The sequence below is a fragment of the [Scytonema hofmanni] UTEX 2349 genome, from assembly GCF_000582685.1.
Taxonomy (GTDB): Bacteria; Cyanobacteriota; Cyanobacteriia; order Cyanobacteriales; family Nostocaceae; genus Hassallia; species Hassallia hofmanni.
Map to the genome: position 1 here is coordinate 72754 of NZ_KK073768.1, position 15185 is coordinate 87938.

The following is a 15185-nucleotide window of genomic DNA, read 5'->3' on the forward strand; positions in this document are numbered from 1 at the left end:
AGGGAAAGTTATCATCAGATAATCGTTGGGTCATTATGGCTGATTTAATACCCTGGGGAGAATTTGAGTCGGAATATTCTTTATCTTTCTCCGCAGAGATGGGGGCACCAGCAAAGTCATTTCGGATGGCGTTAGGCGCATTAATAATTAAAGAGAAACTAGGCATAAGTGACAGGGAAACAGTAGAACAAATCAAAGAAAACCCTTATCTACAGTATTTTATAGGGATGTCATCTTATAGTAATGACGCTCCATTTGATGCATCAATGCTAGTTCACTTTCGAGAAAGAATCAGTGCTGAATTTGTCAAGAAAATAAATCAACAAATGGTGAAGAAGATGCTAGAGAAAACATCTTCTCAAGAGGCGGAAAAAAAACAGAAGACGCTCACGGACTGGCTAATGCTGTGCGCTCATCCGAAACAGAGGAAAGTCAACCAAAAAATAGAGGAAAATTAATATTAGATGCCACTTGTACGCCGGGTGACATCAGCTATCCAACAGATTTAGGGCTACTAAATCAAGCGAGAAAGCAGACAGAAAAATTATAGACTTACTTTATAAACAGGTATTGGGTCAATTAGATAAAAACAAGAACATATCGACAGATAGCAAGAAAAGACTATCTAGAAGTAGCTAAAAAACGTCGTGTATCCCAAAAAGACCGGAGAAAAGCGATAAAAAACAAAAATGTGAGTAAAGAAAAAAGAAGCAAGCTAAAGATGACGAAAGGATTCGTAATTCTATTGAGGGAAAGTTTGGACAAGCTAAAAGAAGATTTAGCCTGGGTAGAGTGATGGCGAAACTGTCTCATACTTCTAAAACTGCAATTGCTATTACTTTTTTAGTAATGAATCTTTCTACTCAACTGTCACGCTCTAAGAGTGCTTTTTTATGTCTATTTTTGAAAATAACACCTTTTTTCGGCTCTAATATTATTGAAAGTTATAGTTTAGCCAATCAAAAAAAACAAGAACTTATATTTAGGGCTTGCTTGAATAACTGACCAATCCTGGTCTTGCTTTTTTATTACTTTTTCAGCAAGCCCTAGGTAGGGCTTGCTGAATGAATGTGTAATCTAGTCCAGATAAGGGGTTTAAGCCTTTTTTCACCAAACAAGTGCACTTGTTTAACATCTAGAGTCTCAAAACCCTTGCACAATCAAAGCGCGATCGCTAGGTAAAGAAAGGAAACTGAGCAACGAAACAACCATTTTGTAACCTGTGTGGCTTCTAGATTCGCTTTAAAGACTTATTCAGCAAGCCCTACCTATCTTCTCATAAATATTTCACTCTTTGTTTCCTTTTGCAGCGACTTCTCATGCGTTGACTAAGCTTTCGGAATCGGATTAAATTAATACTCATGTACTATCAACTAGCGATCGCCCTGTGCCTGTTGCGTTACTTATATAGTACAAAAGCACTATATTTAGCGATCGCCTGTGCCAGTTGCGATCGCTTGTAAATTTTCGCGGCTATGGGGTGCGGAATGTGGGATTAATTCTCTCGAATTCCGGTGTTGATGTACAGTTCTCCTTTTATTCGCGATGAAATCTCGCGAATATTATTGTCTTCTTCCCATCTTTTTGCCAAATTGGGATGCTCCCCTTGAAAGTGCCTGAAAGTTATCGAGCCGTCAGCTATGACACCGCCCAGTTTCCTTTTTCAGCAACAAAACGAGCTGGCTCAGCCATCAAGACTCCAATAGAGCGTTGACCTAAAAAAGGTAGACGCCCATGAGCAATTCGTAGATTATCAATGATGAGTACATCGTTCTTCTGCCAGCCACCATAGTTAATACGTGCAGATAAAATCGCTTCGTTCATCTCATTGAATTCATCATGAGTGATTGGCTCTCCATTCTCCCAAGTTACGGTTAATGGAGGAGTTACATCTGGCCAAAGTTGATTGCACCAGTGAGAAACCAATGGCACCATACTTGCATGTAGGCACTGCCTACCTTGATACGAGTAAACCATTGGACGAGGCAGGGTAGTCTCGATGATGGTAGAACTTACGTTTTGCTCTACTGCTTGGTTTTCTGGTAGGAAATAGTTGCATTGATAACCAAGCGAAGTAAAGTGCTCGATAGCCTCATTAAAAGATGATCCTTTTCCTAATACTTGTTGCCAGCTAGGATAGTGATTGTGATTATCTTGTTGCACATATCGCTTACGGCATATAACATCCTGATGAGTAACTTTTTGCTGCATTTCGCGCGATAAGTACTCAAAAGATTTAGCACAATCATAGAGTGAAGTTTCCCCACCATATTTAGATGGCTCCTGACACAAAAAGGCTATTTTCGTGGGAAATTCAATGTGGTAAGTCATTTCATTGTGTGCAGGAAGCATCAATTCTCTTGGCCAAGTCGTAACTTTTAATGCCTGAGAGTTTTTAATATTTTCTCGTACGGTATTTCCATAACGATAATCCATTAGCTGCCCAGCACCACCCAAAATCGTAACGATGGAATGCTCATCTATCGAAACTAAGTTTCGGATTAAAACATGTCCATTTTTCCTCAGTTTTACTGTTAAATCTTCTATAGATTTTGGCAAATCTGTGCAAATTTCAGCGTTTGTACTACCTGTTACTCTGGTCAGGGCTTGAATCTCTTTTTCGCTTGAATACTTAAACTCCGAGATAGTGTCATACTCACCTGTAAAAATTTTAGCTACATGAGCTAAGTTCGTTAGAGATGAACTCCTAATCCCTGTAATAATGTCTCCAATTTGGATATTTCCGCGAATATGAAGATTGATCAAGGTCTGATATACTTCTCGATCATCGGTATATTTAGCAGGGATATTGATATGCCACGGATGGAGCCAGTTATCTAGCTTATAGGCATCTTTACCTTCAATATCGACCTTAAGCTCCTTTCTCTCATCGAAGGTAAGTAGACAATACTGTTTCAAATCTAAGGGAGGCATAACTTTTTAGAAAATAAGCAACTATTCCTAACTCGTACTACAGCTTATAATCGGGCTCTTGTGCGTCTAAAATTTTTTTCAACTCATCAAGATGTGCTAAAGAAAAGTCTCTATATTGAATCCACTGTTTGCGAGTCTTAGCTGCTATCTCATCTGGAATAATGTCCAATTTTTGTCGACTAGATAGTGCTAAAAGCTGGATCTGTGCTACTTTCTCTAGATAGTACAACTCATCAAAAGCCTCTGCAACAGTCTGACCAATTACCAGTATCCCGTGATTTCCCATAAAGAGAATACTTTTATCTTTCTCTAATTGTCGAACAGCTCGCATTCCTTCTTCCTTATCCAAGGGCATACCATTATACTCGGAGTCATAGGCAATACACTTATAAAATCGACAGGCCTTATTATTGAGCATTAAAATCTCTTTATTCTGCAAACAGCACAGGGTTGTAGCGTACGGAGTATGTACATGGATAATGCATCGGGCATGCGGTAGATGTTGATGAATAGGCGCGTGAAGAAACCAAGCAGTTGCTTCTGGCACATTTTTTCCAGATAAGGCATCTGGATTATCTGCATCTAACAGTAGCAATTCGCTTGCACGGATGAGAGAAAAATGACGAGCCTGAGGATTTAAGAGAAATTTTTTACCATCATCTGAGACAGAAACACTAAAGTGATTTGCAATACCCTCATGATAGTTTAGGCGTGCGCTCCAACGGAAAGCTGCCGCCAAGTCAACACGCAGTTGCTGTTCATTTAGAGTCATAGATAGCTTTATTTTCAAATCTTGGTTTTTGACAGAGCCTCTATCCAAAATACAAGAATAGCTTAGATTTGCTTCTGCTTGACTTTCGAGTAAACTTGAAAATCTCTCTCTAATTCGATTTCCACAGGATATAGTCCCGCTTCCATAAATAGCTTCTGGTAGTCTTGATAGTTCAAAGAAAAAAGTTCTATCACTTTTCTACCAATAATCTCTTGATCTGTGCGAAAAGAAAAGTCAAAAAATATGTAATCTTCACTATTCATAGACTTCCGTTCAACCTTCCGATGATGGATAACGCCATCATCGAGCATGATTTCTTTGGAATAAACAACGCTGTCTGTAAGTGCATCATCACTACTTTTATACTTTTCGGCACTGATGATAAACAGTCCCTCATTCTGTAAATGCTTAGCAATGCCTTTCAAAGCTTTGAGGTTTGCATCTCGGCCCATAATATGGCTGATAAAATAGCATCCATCAGGGAGGTTCATTAGTGATAAAGCTCCTCCCCTAGAATAGACAACGTCAAACTCTCTAGACAATTTGAGATTCAGCACGTCTTGAAGATCAAGGTGAACATTCTCTTGATGCTTAAACTTTTCCTTTGCCTGTTCTAATAAAGGCTGATGGTTGTCAATGCCCCAAATTTCATAACTTGGGTTTCCTAATAAAAGTGCTTCAACCGTCAGTCCCGTGCCTACACCTATTTCTAACAAGGTCTTCCTATTTCCGATCAAACTGCCAAGTGTTTGACCTACTTGGAGATAGTTCCGAGCCTTTGTCTGCATGCTATCGTAATATTGAGACAATAAGTCATAAGCTTCAAATGCAGATGAGTCAACCATCAGGATATTACCTCTTTCTAACTAGTACAGCACGGCGGAAATAAACTGACCATTAAATAGCTAAAACTTTACCCTTATACGTCCACTTAAAAGGTTTAGCCATTGTTTTATTAAAGTAGTTAATAAATTCGATGATTCTGGTTTTGAAGTCATCCTGACTTGTGAAGCTGGCACGCTTAAGTAATTTACGAACCAAAATACTGAACCAAATTGAGATTTGGTTAAGCCAAGAAGAATGTTTTGGGGTATAATGAAAAACTATTCCATGTTTTGGGTCTTTTAAAAAAGCAGTACGGGATTTCATGGATTTGAGTATACCGCTTTCTCCCTTAATACCTAGATCGAGATTCAAACCTTCTTTTTCTGCAACTAAACGAACGAGTGACTCAGACTGATGAGTATTAAGGCAATCCATAATTAAATGCCATTTTTTCGCATCGGGGTCGCTTTCAATGACTCGACGAATATGCTGGACAAAATCCTCCTCAGTTCTAGAGTCTCCCCAACTTGGTTCAATAATTTGACCAGTAGCGATATCAAAACTAGCAATTAAACTTTGCGTACCATGACGAACGTACTCAAACTCTCTTTTTTCAACTAAACCCGGTCGCATCGGCAAGTCTTTTTCTATACGTTCAGTAGCTTGAATACCAGTCATTTCATCAATCGAGATTGTACGCTCTCCGCTTTGATGACGTTCAATTGCAGTGATATATAAACCAGTAATATCATCCAGTTTTGCGTCAAATTCTTCATCGACAGGGGGGGGTTAACCAGTAGCGACTCTGGTGGGGTTTAAGCTCTGCTTCTTCTAATAATCTTCCAACATGCCGGATAGATATACTTTCAATAATTCCCTGTTTCATGATTTCGTCTGCTAGTTCTCGTGCCGTCCAATGGCTTGTTGGTCGTCCATAGTCTTCAGGAGGTGAACACGCAAGCGTAAATAACTCTATAACTTGTTCCATATTAAATTTTACTGGTGCGCCAATACGCTCAGAGTCTTGCAATCGTTGAGTTACTGTTGAACCTCCTGTACATGATGTTGCCAGCCATCGCTCTCGCCATAAACAAGCTGTATGTCTATTAATGTCTAATATTCGGGCGATTGAGCGATGATTTTTACCATCAGATGCTAATAAAATTATTTTTGCTCGCAGTGCTAACTGTTGCGGTGTATTATGGCGGTTTATCAACTCCTGGAGTTCCAAACGTTCACAATCGCTTAAATTCAATGGTTTTGGAAATAATCTTGCCACACCCTGATTTCCTACTTTGTTAACCAAAACAGCTCAAAAAGCTTATTATTTAGTATCTCACAATAGTGGTCTATTTATTTACGCCGACCTGTACTAGAGAGTTTTTAATCAGCTACCACTTCACTTCTTACCCTATCTGAACATTGTTGTTTTTCACCAAAAAACCCCAATAATTTGCTGTTAAAGTCTCTGTTGAATTGTGATTCGCTACGTAAGGAGCATTTAGGTTTGCTTTAAGCAACTCAATGTAGCCTGCTCTACTTAGTTTTTGATAGAATCCTTCAAAATCATACTTTTCGCACCATGAAGAACTAGAACCAATTGCGATTACACATCCTGGCTTGGCTGTTCTCACAAGATAGGCTAATGTTTGAGGAAACACCATGTCCAGAGTAAATACTCCAGCAGAAGCAATAATATCGTATTGATTTTCTAAGGAAGATGGCAAAGGTTTTTGCAGATCGCATTCTCCAAGCAAGGTTTGATAAATTCCTAGCTGTTGAGCTTTATCAACCATTTTCTGAGATATATCTACTCCATCAATCTGCGAAAATCCTGCATCTATCATCAGTTTGCCTAATAGACCAGTACCACAACCTGCATCTAGGACTCTTAGCCCAGGCGTATTAGGAGTGAATGGAATCTTTTCTAGTTCCAATAGTTCTAGCAAAAAATCAAGCACGAGCTCAGGGCTTTTGTAGTTCCTCTTTTTCACGTCCTCGTCATAGGTCGAAGCCCATTTATCATAACGGGCCTGATGATTCATATTTTCTTCAGCATCCATGCGGGTTGCATCCCACTTATCGTACTGAGTTTTGTAGTCTGGTACTTTTGATGGAGTCATGTCTTACTTTCCTGTGTGAAACGGCTTGAGTTTTAGGTCTATATAGCTATGAACAATCTGAGATGAAACCAATGGATCCTGTTTATTATTTTAGCCAGTTGGGATAGATAAAGGCTTGCCATTATCGCTGGCCCCTATCTGAAGCAAGAAGGGAACTGCGATCTGGCTCCAATTTTCAGGTGATATGTAGCTTTCTGCCTTCTCCTTGTAAGTAAAAGTAGCCATTTCAGTATGAACTGCTCCTGGCCAAAGAGAAACAGCAGCCATTCCAGATGGCAATTCCTGTGCTAACGCTCTGGTAAAGCCTTCAATCGCCCACTTACTAGTACAATATGGAACTGCATTGGGGCTAGTGTAACGTCCCCAACCAGAACTAAAATTAACGATCACACCTTGATTTCGCTCTAGCATCTTAGGAATAAAATGACGCACAACATTTGCAACTCCTTTTATGTTTATGTCAATGACTTGGTTAAAGATTGAACTATTAACTGTCCAGAAAGGCGCTAGAGAATTAACAATGCCGGCATTGTTAATCAGTAAATCAATAGAAGCACCATACTTAGAGTCAACACTCTCTGCCCAGGCTATGACGCCTGTTTCATCTGTAACATCCAATGATACAAAGTAATGAGCTTTGCCAAACCTTTGTTGAAGTTTTGTAATTTCTACTTGTTCGCGAGAACATCCAATAACAGTATGTCCGCTCTCAATGAACTTTTCAGCCATAACTCTGCCGAGTCCACGGCTAACACCTGTAATTAGAACTAGTTTACTCATGGGGTAAACAATACTTCTTCTGATGCTGGGAACAGAGTATGAGGAAGAAAGTGAGGAGAGTCTAAATCAGATGTGTAATCGTCCTTGACACAATCGGAACTGTACCAATAACTCATAGGTTTAGACCAGAAATGCTTGCTATATCCTTCACTGACAGCCTCACTGCTTTCTCGATAAAGGAGAGTTGGTGAATTGTCTACGACGTAAAACTGATGTCCATGTTCATTTTGATAAATTGGGTCATGAACTTTAGTTGCTCGTGTCCCTGAAATTGCACGACCTGTATCTGCTGCTGCGTCAATGATCCATCCAGTTGGCTTCATCTCAGCCAACATTTCGCGCGTGATAATTGGCAAATCTCCATCTTCAATCTCGACACAGTTAATGAAGATATCCAGAGTTTTAAGCTCGTGCTTGAGAAACGAGGCATTGCTTCGGCGACGAAGTAGTGGCTCTATTCCCCGCTGTGACAAATACTTATATGCCCCAAATGCTACATTACCTGTGCCAAATATAGCGACTTGATCGCTTTGAGTGATACCACCTCGTAACATGAGGGCATGCATTGTAGACGCATAGCCAGCAAGAATACTGTTACCTCTAGTCATATCTCTTGGAACTAGCAGTGTCTCTGTCTTCTGATTGTGGTGCCGTATAGAAATGCGGTTAGTTACATCGAAAAGATAGAGATTTTTGGGCTGGCCACAGTTTGCCAAAAAATGACGACCTGATGCGCCGAATGGATGAATCCACCCAACTAATCCCTGACCCTCTTTCAAATATTGATAGTCAGCCGGTTGAGGAACTTTGATGCAGTAGATAACATCCGCCCATTCAAATAATTCCTCTCTCTTGTATCCCCCTGCATCACCGTAAGATTGATCAGAAATTCCCAGTGTTTCTCCATAACCTTGCTCAAATCTTCGCTCATCTCCAGCATAACAACATCTTAAGTGATGGGGAAGTAGTCCAACCCTTTTTTCATCCAAAAATCTAGGCTTAATGTAAGCAATTTTCATGAATTCTTCTTGTCAACCACCGAATCAATCAATTTAAAACCAAATTACCCATTTAAGGAAAAGTTTTGAAAAGTTAGATGAGTGCATCTCAAATTTTCAAATTTATTCCTTAACCTAAATTTCTGTTTGTCATTCCCGTGTAAACGGGAATCCAGGCAACGTTCTGACGACTAGATTCCCACTTTCGTGGGAATGACGCAGACAATTACAAAAGTGAGATACACCTCAGATCTTGCACCATTCTCAATAAAGTTCCACAACCATTGAGATTTCGTTGATGCGATCGCAAAAAACCTGGCTTTTTCAGGCTTACTGACATTGGTGCAAGATCTGAGATACACCCAATTAGATTACTGTTGACTTCTAACAACCGCTCAAAGAAATGTATACAAACATAGTCACTCATGACCATTCGTATACACCACGTTCAGCGAAGGGGTAACTGAACGATTCCGCTGTGGATTTTCACCACGCCTAGAAGTACCTTGCGGTTTGCTCTTAAGCCTACCTTGCGACTCACTACTCCTGCCTTGCGCCCCTGCTCAAAATTGTTTCACCCGATTTATTCTCTCTAACAACGACATCTATCCTGACACTCCCGTTACTAAAATTTACGACACCTGAATTTGACACACCTCCATCTCCCGCTCTAACCTGTACTATAAATAGCCTCTATCCCCCGCCCAGCAATCGTTTGAACCCTGAAAATATCGCTCGCGAAATTTAATTTGACACAACGAAATTAGGACTTACGCACTGTACAAATGGGGCATCATGTGTATAAACATAATTTGGTCGTTCCAGGATGGATGACAATTACCGTCCGATGGGTGGCGATCGCCAAAATATCATCGAAAAATCAGGTTTGAATGCCTGAAATTGATACCCCATATTTGGTATTTTCTGTCAATGCGTAAGTCCTATATTTTTCTGCATAGTCATTGGTATTTCCCCAAACAAACTTTGTCGTTGATATTACTATGTGTGGGGGATATAGTGGCTATCTTTTTTTGCACCCGTGTTTATATAAGTGCGAAATTAATACACGTATTTGTAATTTTGGTTTCAAATTGAATAAGTAATCTCACTACGAATATTGTTTTATTTATTACTTTTTACCCAGAAACTTGTGACGGCGAAAATCAGCAGATTCTATAAAAGAGGTGGAAACCTATAAACAACATTAATCATTTGTTTTATTCGCGTAAGATTTACGCGAATAAATCTTTTTTGTCGAAAGTCCAATTACGCGAATAAATCTTTTTTGTCCAAAGTTCAATAACCTAATTGTATTGTGATACGATTAGACTGCTATTAGATAGGCAGCAGTTTGAAATATTCATCTCAACGTATTTAACGTACCCAGAGATACTACTTCTGCATCTTTCCAAGCGTCTACTGATCCAAGTCCTAACGGATTACGCATTAGTTTTAAAAAGCGTGAGGTCGTCAGTATTCAGGTTGTCGATAGCTTTCCGTAAAGGTAAGTGTGTGTGTGTTTGAGAGAAAAATCGAAATGATGTCTAATGAGATTAAAGTGCTAGTAAAGCAAGAGCATCCGCTTGGTTCGATTAGTAGAATTGCTTATGCTTCAGCCCTGTTTACATGTCTACTCATTGCGCCAACAAAAGCAAATGGTAAAGAGTACACTCGCAACGTCTCAGTAACTGAAAGCAAACTAGAAACGCTTGTTGCCCAAAATTCTGAAGTAGTAGCTTGTCCTAAAGGAACTAGTCTAGATCCATTAGAAACAACTCCGGGTAGGTTAGTCTGCAAGGTCGATAGTGATACAACACAGAACATTAAGGATGATCTTGATGTCTATCCAAGGGTTCGGAGTGGGGCGAAGCCTTTTATCATTAATGAAGATGACTTAGTAAAGCGGTCAACCCTAGCCTATCCAGCTTGGTTCAGAGGAAATAATCAAGGAATCGAAGCAGATGATGCTTCACGATACTTCTATCGCGTCCTGATGGGTCCTGGTGTTTCTGCACCTGCTTACGATGCAAAAAATATTTTTTGTGCAACGTTGACTTTGAAACCCCAAACAACTTACTTTGCCCATAATCATCCTGCCACAGAGTTCTATTTTTTCTTTGGTGGTAAAGGTAAATGGTATGGAGAAGATAAGGTAGCTGATATTCGTAGGGGATCTTTTATGGTTCATGAGCCTTACATAGCTCATGGTTTCACTAATACTTCAAAAACAGAAGATCTTAGAGCCTTAGGTTGTTGGTGGAGAACGCCTGATCAGCCTGCAGATGTCATTCTGCATCAAGGTCTTCCAACCAATCCGTGCTTGACAAGACGCGAAGAAACTGCCTTGCCATATGCTGTTGAGCCTGTTTGTTCAGAAGGTGAACAGCAAAGACCATCAGCTAATCCGAAGCACACTAGACTTAATCGTAGACTTAATCGGAAATAGCAGAGCCCTTGGTGCTTGACTCCGCTTATTACTGATTTTGATTTCTGAAAGCTTCTAAGGAGCAAGCCCTTTCCTCACAGCCGATCGAGGCTTAAACCACGTCCAAGTTGAAACTATCTGCAAGAAATAAAATGACTACTTCCTTTCAGGTCAAATCTTTCAATCCAGTTTTCTCTGTTAAGCTGGCATTTCTATATTTACTCTCTAGATTAAAAGTTATTCATCATTTTTTACCGAAAGAAGTAAGAGAAATGTTGCCCACTGGTTGGAATAACCGTATGTTTTGGGTGGCGTTCAAATCCGGCGGGCGAAAGTATTTCTACGATTACTACTCTAAATTCAAGCATCCAGAATCCTATAAGCCCAAGGTAGCTGTTCAGTCGCAGTTCCAAATGGCCGAAGAAGAAATTAAATTCTTCTATGACAATGGCTATGTTGGACCTTTTGACCTAATGTCTGCCGAAGAGATTAAAGACCTGAAAAATTATCTGGTCAATTCAGTCATTAATAGTGACTCAAAAAGCTTTTCCTTTAACGCGGGAGACTATGAGTTTGAGACAGAAAATAATCCCGCCACCGATATTCTTTCTGTTGCATCTGATAAGCCAACGGATGAAGCCAAGAAATTTTTCATTAATGACATGAACTTGTTTAATCGTCATCTTGATCAGCCAAGGTTGATCGATTTATTTAAGAATCCTGCAATCACAGAACGTTGTGCTCAACTTTTAGGCCCAGATTTAATCTTGTGGCGAACCCGAGTTTTTGAAATTCCTCCACATAGTGAAGGAACAAAGATACATCAAGCTAATACCTGGCTCTTCGAAAACCAAAAACAGTCAGTGGTTAACCCACCTAACTCAGATAAATTGTTTCAGGTTACATGCTGGATTGCTCTAACCGATGCAACCGTTGACAATGGTTGCATGGTCGTGATTCCAGGATCTCACGAGGAAATGTATCCTACTATTTTAGGAGAGAAAAGTGGAGGCTCTCATAATACGGTTTCTGGTAATTATGAGACAAATTTTGATTATCCACTAGATACTGCAGAAATAAGACCAATAGAAGTAAAGGCAGGACAGTTCTTCATATTTTGCGAACGAGTTCTTCACGGATCTCTGGATAATAAAACCGATGCTTCGAGGTTTGCAATTAATGGTCGTATTACTAGAACGGATACTCGTCTTTATAATGATGAAATGCTGAAGGAGTCCCATCGGGTTAAGATCTATAACATTAAAAAAATTAGCCTGGAGAACTGGAAAGCAGTATTAATTCGAGGCAAAGATAGCTTTGGATACAACCGATTAATGTAGATAAACGATCTGAAACCCTTGCCGATACGTCACGAAATGAGCCTCACTGGATCAGCAACGCCAATGCTGTAGTATAGTTCTCTAGCAATCTAAGCAGATGAAAACGTTTAATCTAAATCCTGATAGTTTAGAATTTTTTATCTTTTATGTTAAGCAATTATGTTGAGCAATGTAAGTGATCGCATCAAGGCCCTTTATGTATCATTGTCTTCTGCCAGAAATCTTGCTTTACTTGCTCTAGTCGTTGTTTGTTTCGTCGGTTCCTTATCTCCAATTTGTGTGAAATGGAGTGAGAAAGAAATAAGTGCGATCGCTACTGTATTTGATCGCTTTCTCTTTGGTTTCTTAGTTTTTAGCGCAATAGATGTAGCCAAAGAGCTTCGTTCTTCAAAATTGACTGAGAATGAAAAGTCTCAATCCGTTCCTTCCATATCTTTAGAAATTGTTCTACTTTTGCTAGGCGCTGGATTCTGTGCTGTTGGGCACCAAGTTTCCTGGGCAGTATCACTATACCTAACAAATATCGGCAACTCTGCTTTGTTACATAGTCTAGCACCACTGTTCACAGCATTGTTTGCCTGGCTATTCTTTAAACAGCGCTTTGAGCGGCAGTTTCTTTTAGGCATGGCCGTTGCGATTGGAGGAGTGATTTCTATAGGAGTTGGAGACTTTCAGCTCACTGGAACGAAGCTTCAAGGGGATGGATTAGCATTACTATCAGCTGTTTTCTTCGCTGGTTACCTGACAATGATTGAAGAGCTTCGCATTCATATGAGCGCAAGCAGTATTCTACTATGGCGCTGCCTGCTAGGGGCACTATTGATGCTGCCAATTTTCATGTTTAGCAGTGAACGTATTATTCCTCTTTCCGTATCAGGATGGCTGGCGATTGCATGCCTGACTACAACATTCGCGATTGTTCATTGGTTGTTAGCGTTTAGTTTAGTAAGTTTATCTTCAACGTTCGTTGGAGTAGTTGTACTGCTTGAACCTTTTTTAAGTTCAATTCAGGCATGGCTTTTCTTCTCGGAAAACTTAACGGCTGTAGATTCGATATCGTTTGTAGTAGTTATTGTAGGCGTTTATCTAGCAATAAGGGCAGATAAGAAAAGCCAGGAACCGGAACTGAAAAAGCCTTGCATCGAGACTTAGGAATCGAAGCAACCTTTCACACGCAAGTAATTGAGAGAAGGAGTTACTATTTTTTCATGCCTTCAATTCCGATGAAACCAGCTCTTTTAGCCGCACAGCCTAGCTTACTTTCTCTGGAAGAAATCAGGAAAGCAGCTGACACATATGGAACGCCTTTGTATCTCTATAATCTAAATAAAGTTGATCTTCAGTTTAATACCCTGCTACAGTACTTACCTTCTAACTTTACGATTCACTATGCTCTAAAGGCAAATAGCAATCTGGCTATTTGCAATAAATTAGCTCATTTAGATAGCTCTGTTGATGTTAGCTCATTGGGAGAATTCCAGACAGCCTTAAAAGCTGGATTTTCGGCTCAAAAAATTGTTTTCACAGGGCCAGGAAAAACAACAGAGGATTTATCATATGCTTTAGAATTCGGATGTGGACTGATCGCGCTAGAGTCGCTAAATCAAGCTCAACGCTTAAATGATTTGGCAAGGCAGCGTAGAGTCAAACAAGACGTTATCGTCCGCATTAATCCCATATATAGAACGATTCAAAGCTGCGAAAACCAGCAAAGGTGTGAATTTAAGCTTCAACAAGAAATCCAGACCATTACACAGAGTTCCAGCAAGTTTGGTGTGGATGAAGAAAATGCACCAGAAACACTTATTGAAATCATGAAGCTTAGCAGTCTTAATCTAAAGGGAATCCACATCTACACTGAAAGCAATATTCTGGCATATCAAGACTTGTTGGCATCATGGCAAAATACAGTCAAAATCGCTAATTCTCTTAGAGATCAAGGTTTCCCAATATCTCTGATTGATTTTGGAGGAGGCATAGGGATTCCATATGATGCAGCCGCTAAACCTTTTAACTTCAAAGATTTCTCCCAAGGCTTAAAGCAATTGTTCGACAACAATAATTATAGCTACCACTGTATGGTAGAAATAGGCCGTTACTTAGTTGGTGAATCAGGTTGCTATTTAACGAAAATCACAGATATCAAGCAATCCAGAGGTCGATTATTTCTAATACTAGATGGAGGGATAAATCATATTTTTAGAGTATCTAAATCTATGAAAGAAGCAACTAAGTATTTAGAAGTTTTGAGCGAAAACAATAAAAAAAATAGTGAGACAGTTTCAGCTTCTCTTGTTGGACGATTAATGACTTCTCTGGATACGCTAGCTGAAGATGTTCAAGTACCCAGTACAATCCAAATTGGCGACAAAATAGCAATACATAACTGTGGAGCCTATGGCTTCAATCACAGTATTACCAACTTTTTACTTCACAACTATCCTGCGGAAGCAGCATATTATAATGGCAAAATAATGCTAATAAGAGAAAGAGGAAAAGCAGATGATTTTTTTATTAATCAAAGATTTTTCCATAACATTTAGAACAATGGTTCGAACAGAATTAAGGACTGATCGAACCGAAGGAACGGAGCTTTTGGTAGTTGGGATGGGATTTAATCAAAGTTGGCTCCAAGTCTAACAGCGAGATACCTGCTCCTCACAGTGTTTGACCCTTTTTAAAACTTGTTTACCCCCTTCACGCTCGCCCACACTAGCTGCCGTAACCAAGACCCGCAAAACTAACCCTAAGGCGCATTCAAACTCTTTCCCTAGAGCAATTAGAAGCACTTGCTGAGGCTTTGTTGGATTTTGCAGTCATGGAGGATTTACTTAACTGGTTGGAAGCAAATCAAACAACATAAAAGTAGGGGAATGACCAAGAAGGGTGTGGGGTGTAGGGAAAGAGGGAAAGAGGGAAAGAGGGAAAGAGGGAAAAATAATCTATTTTTTTCTTTTCCCCACACCCCACACTCTAAACCTGCAACCC

The 15185-nt window shown here is 39.7% G+C and carries 13 protein-coding genes and 3 pseudogenes; 7 read left to right on the plus strand and 9 right to left on the minus strand.

Annotated features, from left to right (window positions below; genetic code table 11):
- Positions 1-679 (plus strand): annotated as a pseudogene (locus TOL9009_RS44350) (transposase); the annotation flags it as partial.
- A 26-nt stretch (positions 680-705) separates the two neighbouring features.
- Positions 706-873: pseudogene (locus TOL9009_RS50865) on the plus strand (transposase); the annotation flags it as partial.
- Positions 874-1638: 765 nt separating this feature from the next.
- Here the strand turns inward: TOL9009_RS50865 and TOL9009_RS0105575 are convergent.
- The 8 genes from TOL9009_RS0105575 to TOL9009_RS38300 form a co-directional block, all read right to left on the minus strand.
- Positions 1639-2934: a TauD/TfdA family dioxygenase gene (locus tag TOL9009_RS0105575; protein WP_029631715.1), complete on the minus strand. Its 1296-nt coding sequence runs from the start codon at positions 2932-2934 to the stop codon at positions 1639-1641.
- Positions 2935-2971: 37 nt separating this feature from the next.
- Positions 2972-3706, minus strand: coding sequence for a class II aldolase/adducin family protein (locus TOL9009_RS0105580; protein WP_029631716.1), 735 nt, complete (start codon positions 3704-3706; stop codon positions 2972-2974).
- A 62-nt stretch (positions 3707-3768) separates the two neighbouring features.
- The gene (locus TOL9009_RS0105585; RefSeq protein ID WP_029631717.1) at positions 3769-4551 is read right to left on the minus strand and encodes a class I SAM-dependent methyltransferase; all 783 of its coding nucleotides are present in this window, start codon (positions 4549-4551) and stop codon (positions 3769-3771) included.
- A 52-nt stretch (positions 4552-4603) separates the two neighbouring features.
- Entirely contained in the window at positions 4604-5287 is a 684-nt protein-coding gene (locus TOL9009_RS0105590; RefSeq protein ID WP_038296186.1) for an IS630 family transposase, read from the minus strand.
- Between the two features lie 16 nt (positions 5288-5303).
- The gene (locus TOL9009_RS0105595) at positions 5304-5810 is read right to left on the minus strand and encodes a helix-turn-helix domain-containing protein (protein WP_029631719.1); all 507 of its coding nucleotides are present in this window, start codon (positions 5808-5810) and stop codon (positions 5304-5306) included.
- 127 nt (positions 5811-5937) lie between these two features.
- Positions 5938-6654, minus strand: a complete 717-nt coding sequence (locus tag TOL9009_RS38295) for a class I SAM-dependent DNA methyltransferase (protein WP_051502812.1) — start codon at positions 6652-6654, stop codon at positions 5938-5940.
- Between the two features lie 90 nt (positions 6655-6744).
- Positions 6745-7434 carry an SDR family oxidoreductase gene (locus TOL9009_RS0105605; RefSeq protein ID WP_029631720.1) on the minus strand — a complete coding sequence of 230 codons (690 nt, stop codon included), beginning with the start codon at positions 7432-7434 and terminating at the stop codon, positions 6745-6747.
- A complete protein-coding gene (locus TOL9009_RS38300) occupies positions 7431-8453 on the minus strand; it encodes a Rossmann-fold NAD(P)-binding domain-containing protein (protein ID WP_051502813.1) in 1023 nt (340 codons plus the stop codon). The genes TOL9009_RS0105605 and TOL9009_RS38300 overlap by 4 nt, the downstream gene beginning before the upstream one ends.
- Before the next feature lie 1516 nt (positions 8454-9969).
- Here TOL9009_RS38300 and TOL9009_RS0105615 point away from each other — a divergent pair.
- The 4 genes from TOL9009_RS0105615 (at position 9970) to TOL9009_RS0105630 (ending at position 14740) form a co-directional block, all read left to right on the plus strand.
- Positions 9970-10878 (plus strand): cupin domain-containing protein, encoded by a 909-nt coding sequence (locus tag TOL9009_RS0105615; protein ID WP_144238163.1) that lies wholly within the window; start codon positions 9970-9972, stop codon positions 10876-10878.
- 131 nt (positions 10879-11009) lie between these two features.
- Positions 11010-12197 carry a phytanoyl-CoA dioxygenase family protein gene (locus TOL9009_RS0105620; protein ID WP_029631724.1) on the plus strand — a complete coding sequence of 396 codons (1188 nt, stop codon included), beginning with the start codon at positions 11010-11012 and terminating at the stop codon, positions 12195-12197.
- Positions 12198-12356: 159 nt separating this feature from the next.
- Positions 12357-13349 (plus strand): DMT family transporter, encoded by a 993-nt coding sequence (locus TOL9009_RS38305; RefSeq protein ID WP_051502814.1) that lies wholly within the window; start codon positions 12357-12359, stop codon positions 13347-13349.
- A 56-nt stretch (positions 13350-13405) separates the two neighbouring features.
- Entirely contained in the window at positions 13406-14740 is a 1335-nt protein-coding gene (locus tag TOL9009_RS0105630; RefSeq protein WP_029631726.1) for a diaminopimelate decarboxylase family protein, read from the plus strand.
- A gap of 99 nt (positions 14741-14839) precedes the next feature.
- On the opposite strand, the pseudogene TOL9009_RS50465 reads toward TOL9009_RS0105630, so the two are convergent.
- Positions 14840-14947, minus strand: a pseudogene (locus tag TOL9009_RS50465) (IS5/IS1182 family transposase); the annotation flags it as partial.
- Positions 14948-14952: 5 nt separating this feature from the next.
- Here TOL9009_RS50465 and TOL9009_RS43125 point away from each other — a divergent pair.
- Positions 14953-15060 carry a DUF4351 domain-containing protein gene (locus tag TOL9009_RS43125; RefSeq protein ID WP_084763333.1) on the plus strand — a complete coding sequence of 36 codons (108 nt, stop codon included), beginning with the start codon at positions 14953-14955 and terminating at the stop codon, positions 15058-15060.
- Positions 15061-15185 lie beyond the last annotated feature (125 nt).

Bases quoted from the DNA above. Each gene is read 5' to 3' on its own strand.
- TOL9009_RS0105575 (WP_029631715.1), bottom strand. From the start codon at position 2,934: ATGCCTCCCTTAGATTTGAAACAGTATTGTCTACTTACCTTCGATGAG.
- TOL9009_RS0105620 (WP_029631724.1), top strand. From the start codon at position 11,010: ATGACTACTTCCTTTCAGGTCAAATCTTTCAATCCAGTTTTCTCTGTT.
- TOL9009_RS0105605 (WP_029631720.1), bottom strand. From the start codon at position 7,434: ATGAGTAAACTAGTTCTAATTACAGGTGTTAGCCGTGGACTCGGCAGA.
- TOL9009_RS0105630 (WP_029631726.1), top strand. From the start codon at position 13,406: ATGCCTTCAATTCCGATGAAACCAGCTCTTTTAGCCGCACAGCCTAGC.
- TOL9009_RS0105615 (WP_144238163.1), top strand. From the start codon at position 9,970: ATGATGTCTAATGAGATTAAAGTGCTAGTAAAGCAAGAGCATCCGCTT.
- TOL9009_RS38295 (WP_051502812.1), bottom strand. From the start codon at position 6,654: ATGACTCCATCAAAAGTACCAGACTACAAAACTCAGTACGATAAGTGG.
- TOL9009_RS38305 (WP_051502814.1), top strand. From the start codon at position 12,357: ATGTTGAGCAATGTAAGTGATCGCATCAAGGCCCTTTATGTATCATTG.
- TOL9009_RS38300 (WP_051502813.1), bottom strand. From the start codon at position 8,453: ATGAAAATTGCTTACATTAAGCCTAGATTTTTGGATGAAAAAAGGGTT.
- TOL9009_RS0105580 (WP_029631716.1), bottom strand. From the start codon at position 3,706: ATGACTCTAAATGAACAGCAACTGCGTGTTGACTTGGCGGCAGCTTTC.
- TOL9009_RS0105585 (WP_029631717.1), bottom strand. From the start codon at position 4,551: ATGGTTGACTCATCTGCATTTGAAGCTTATGACTTATTGTCTCAATAT.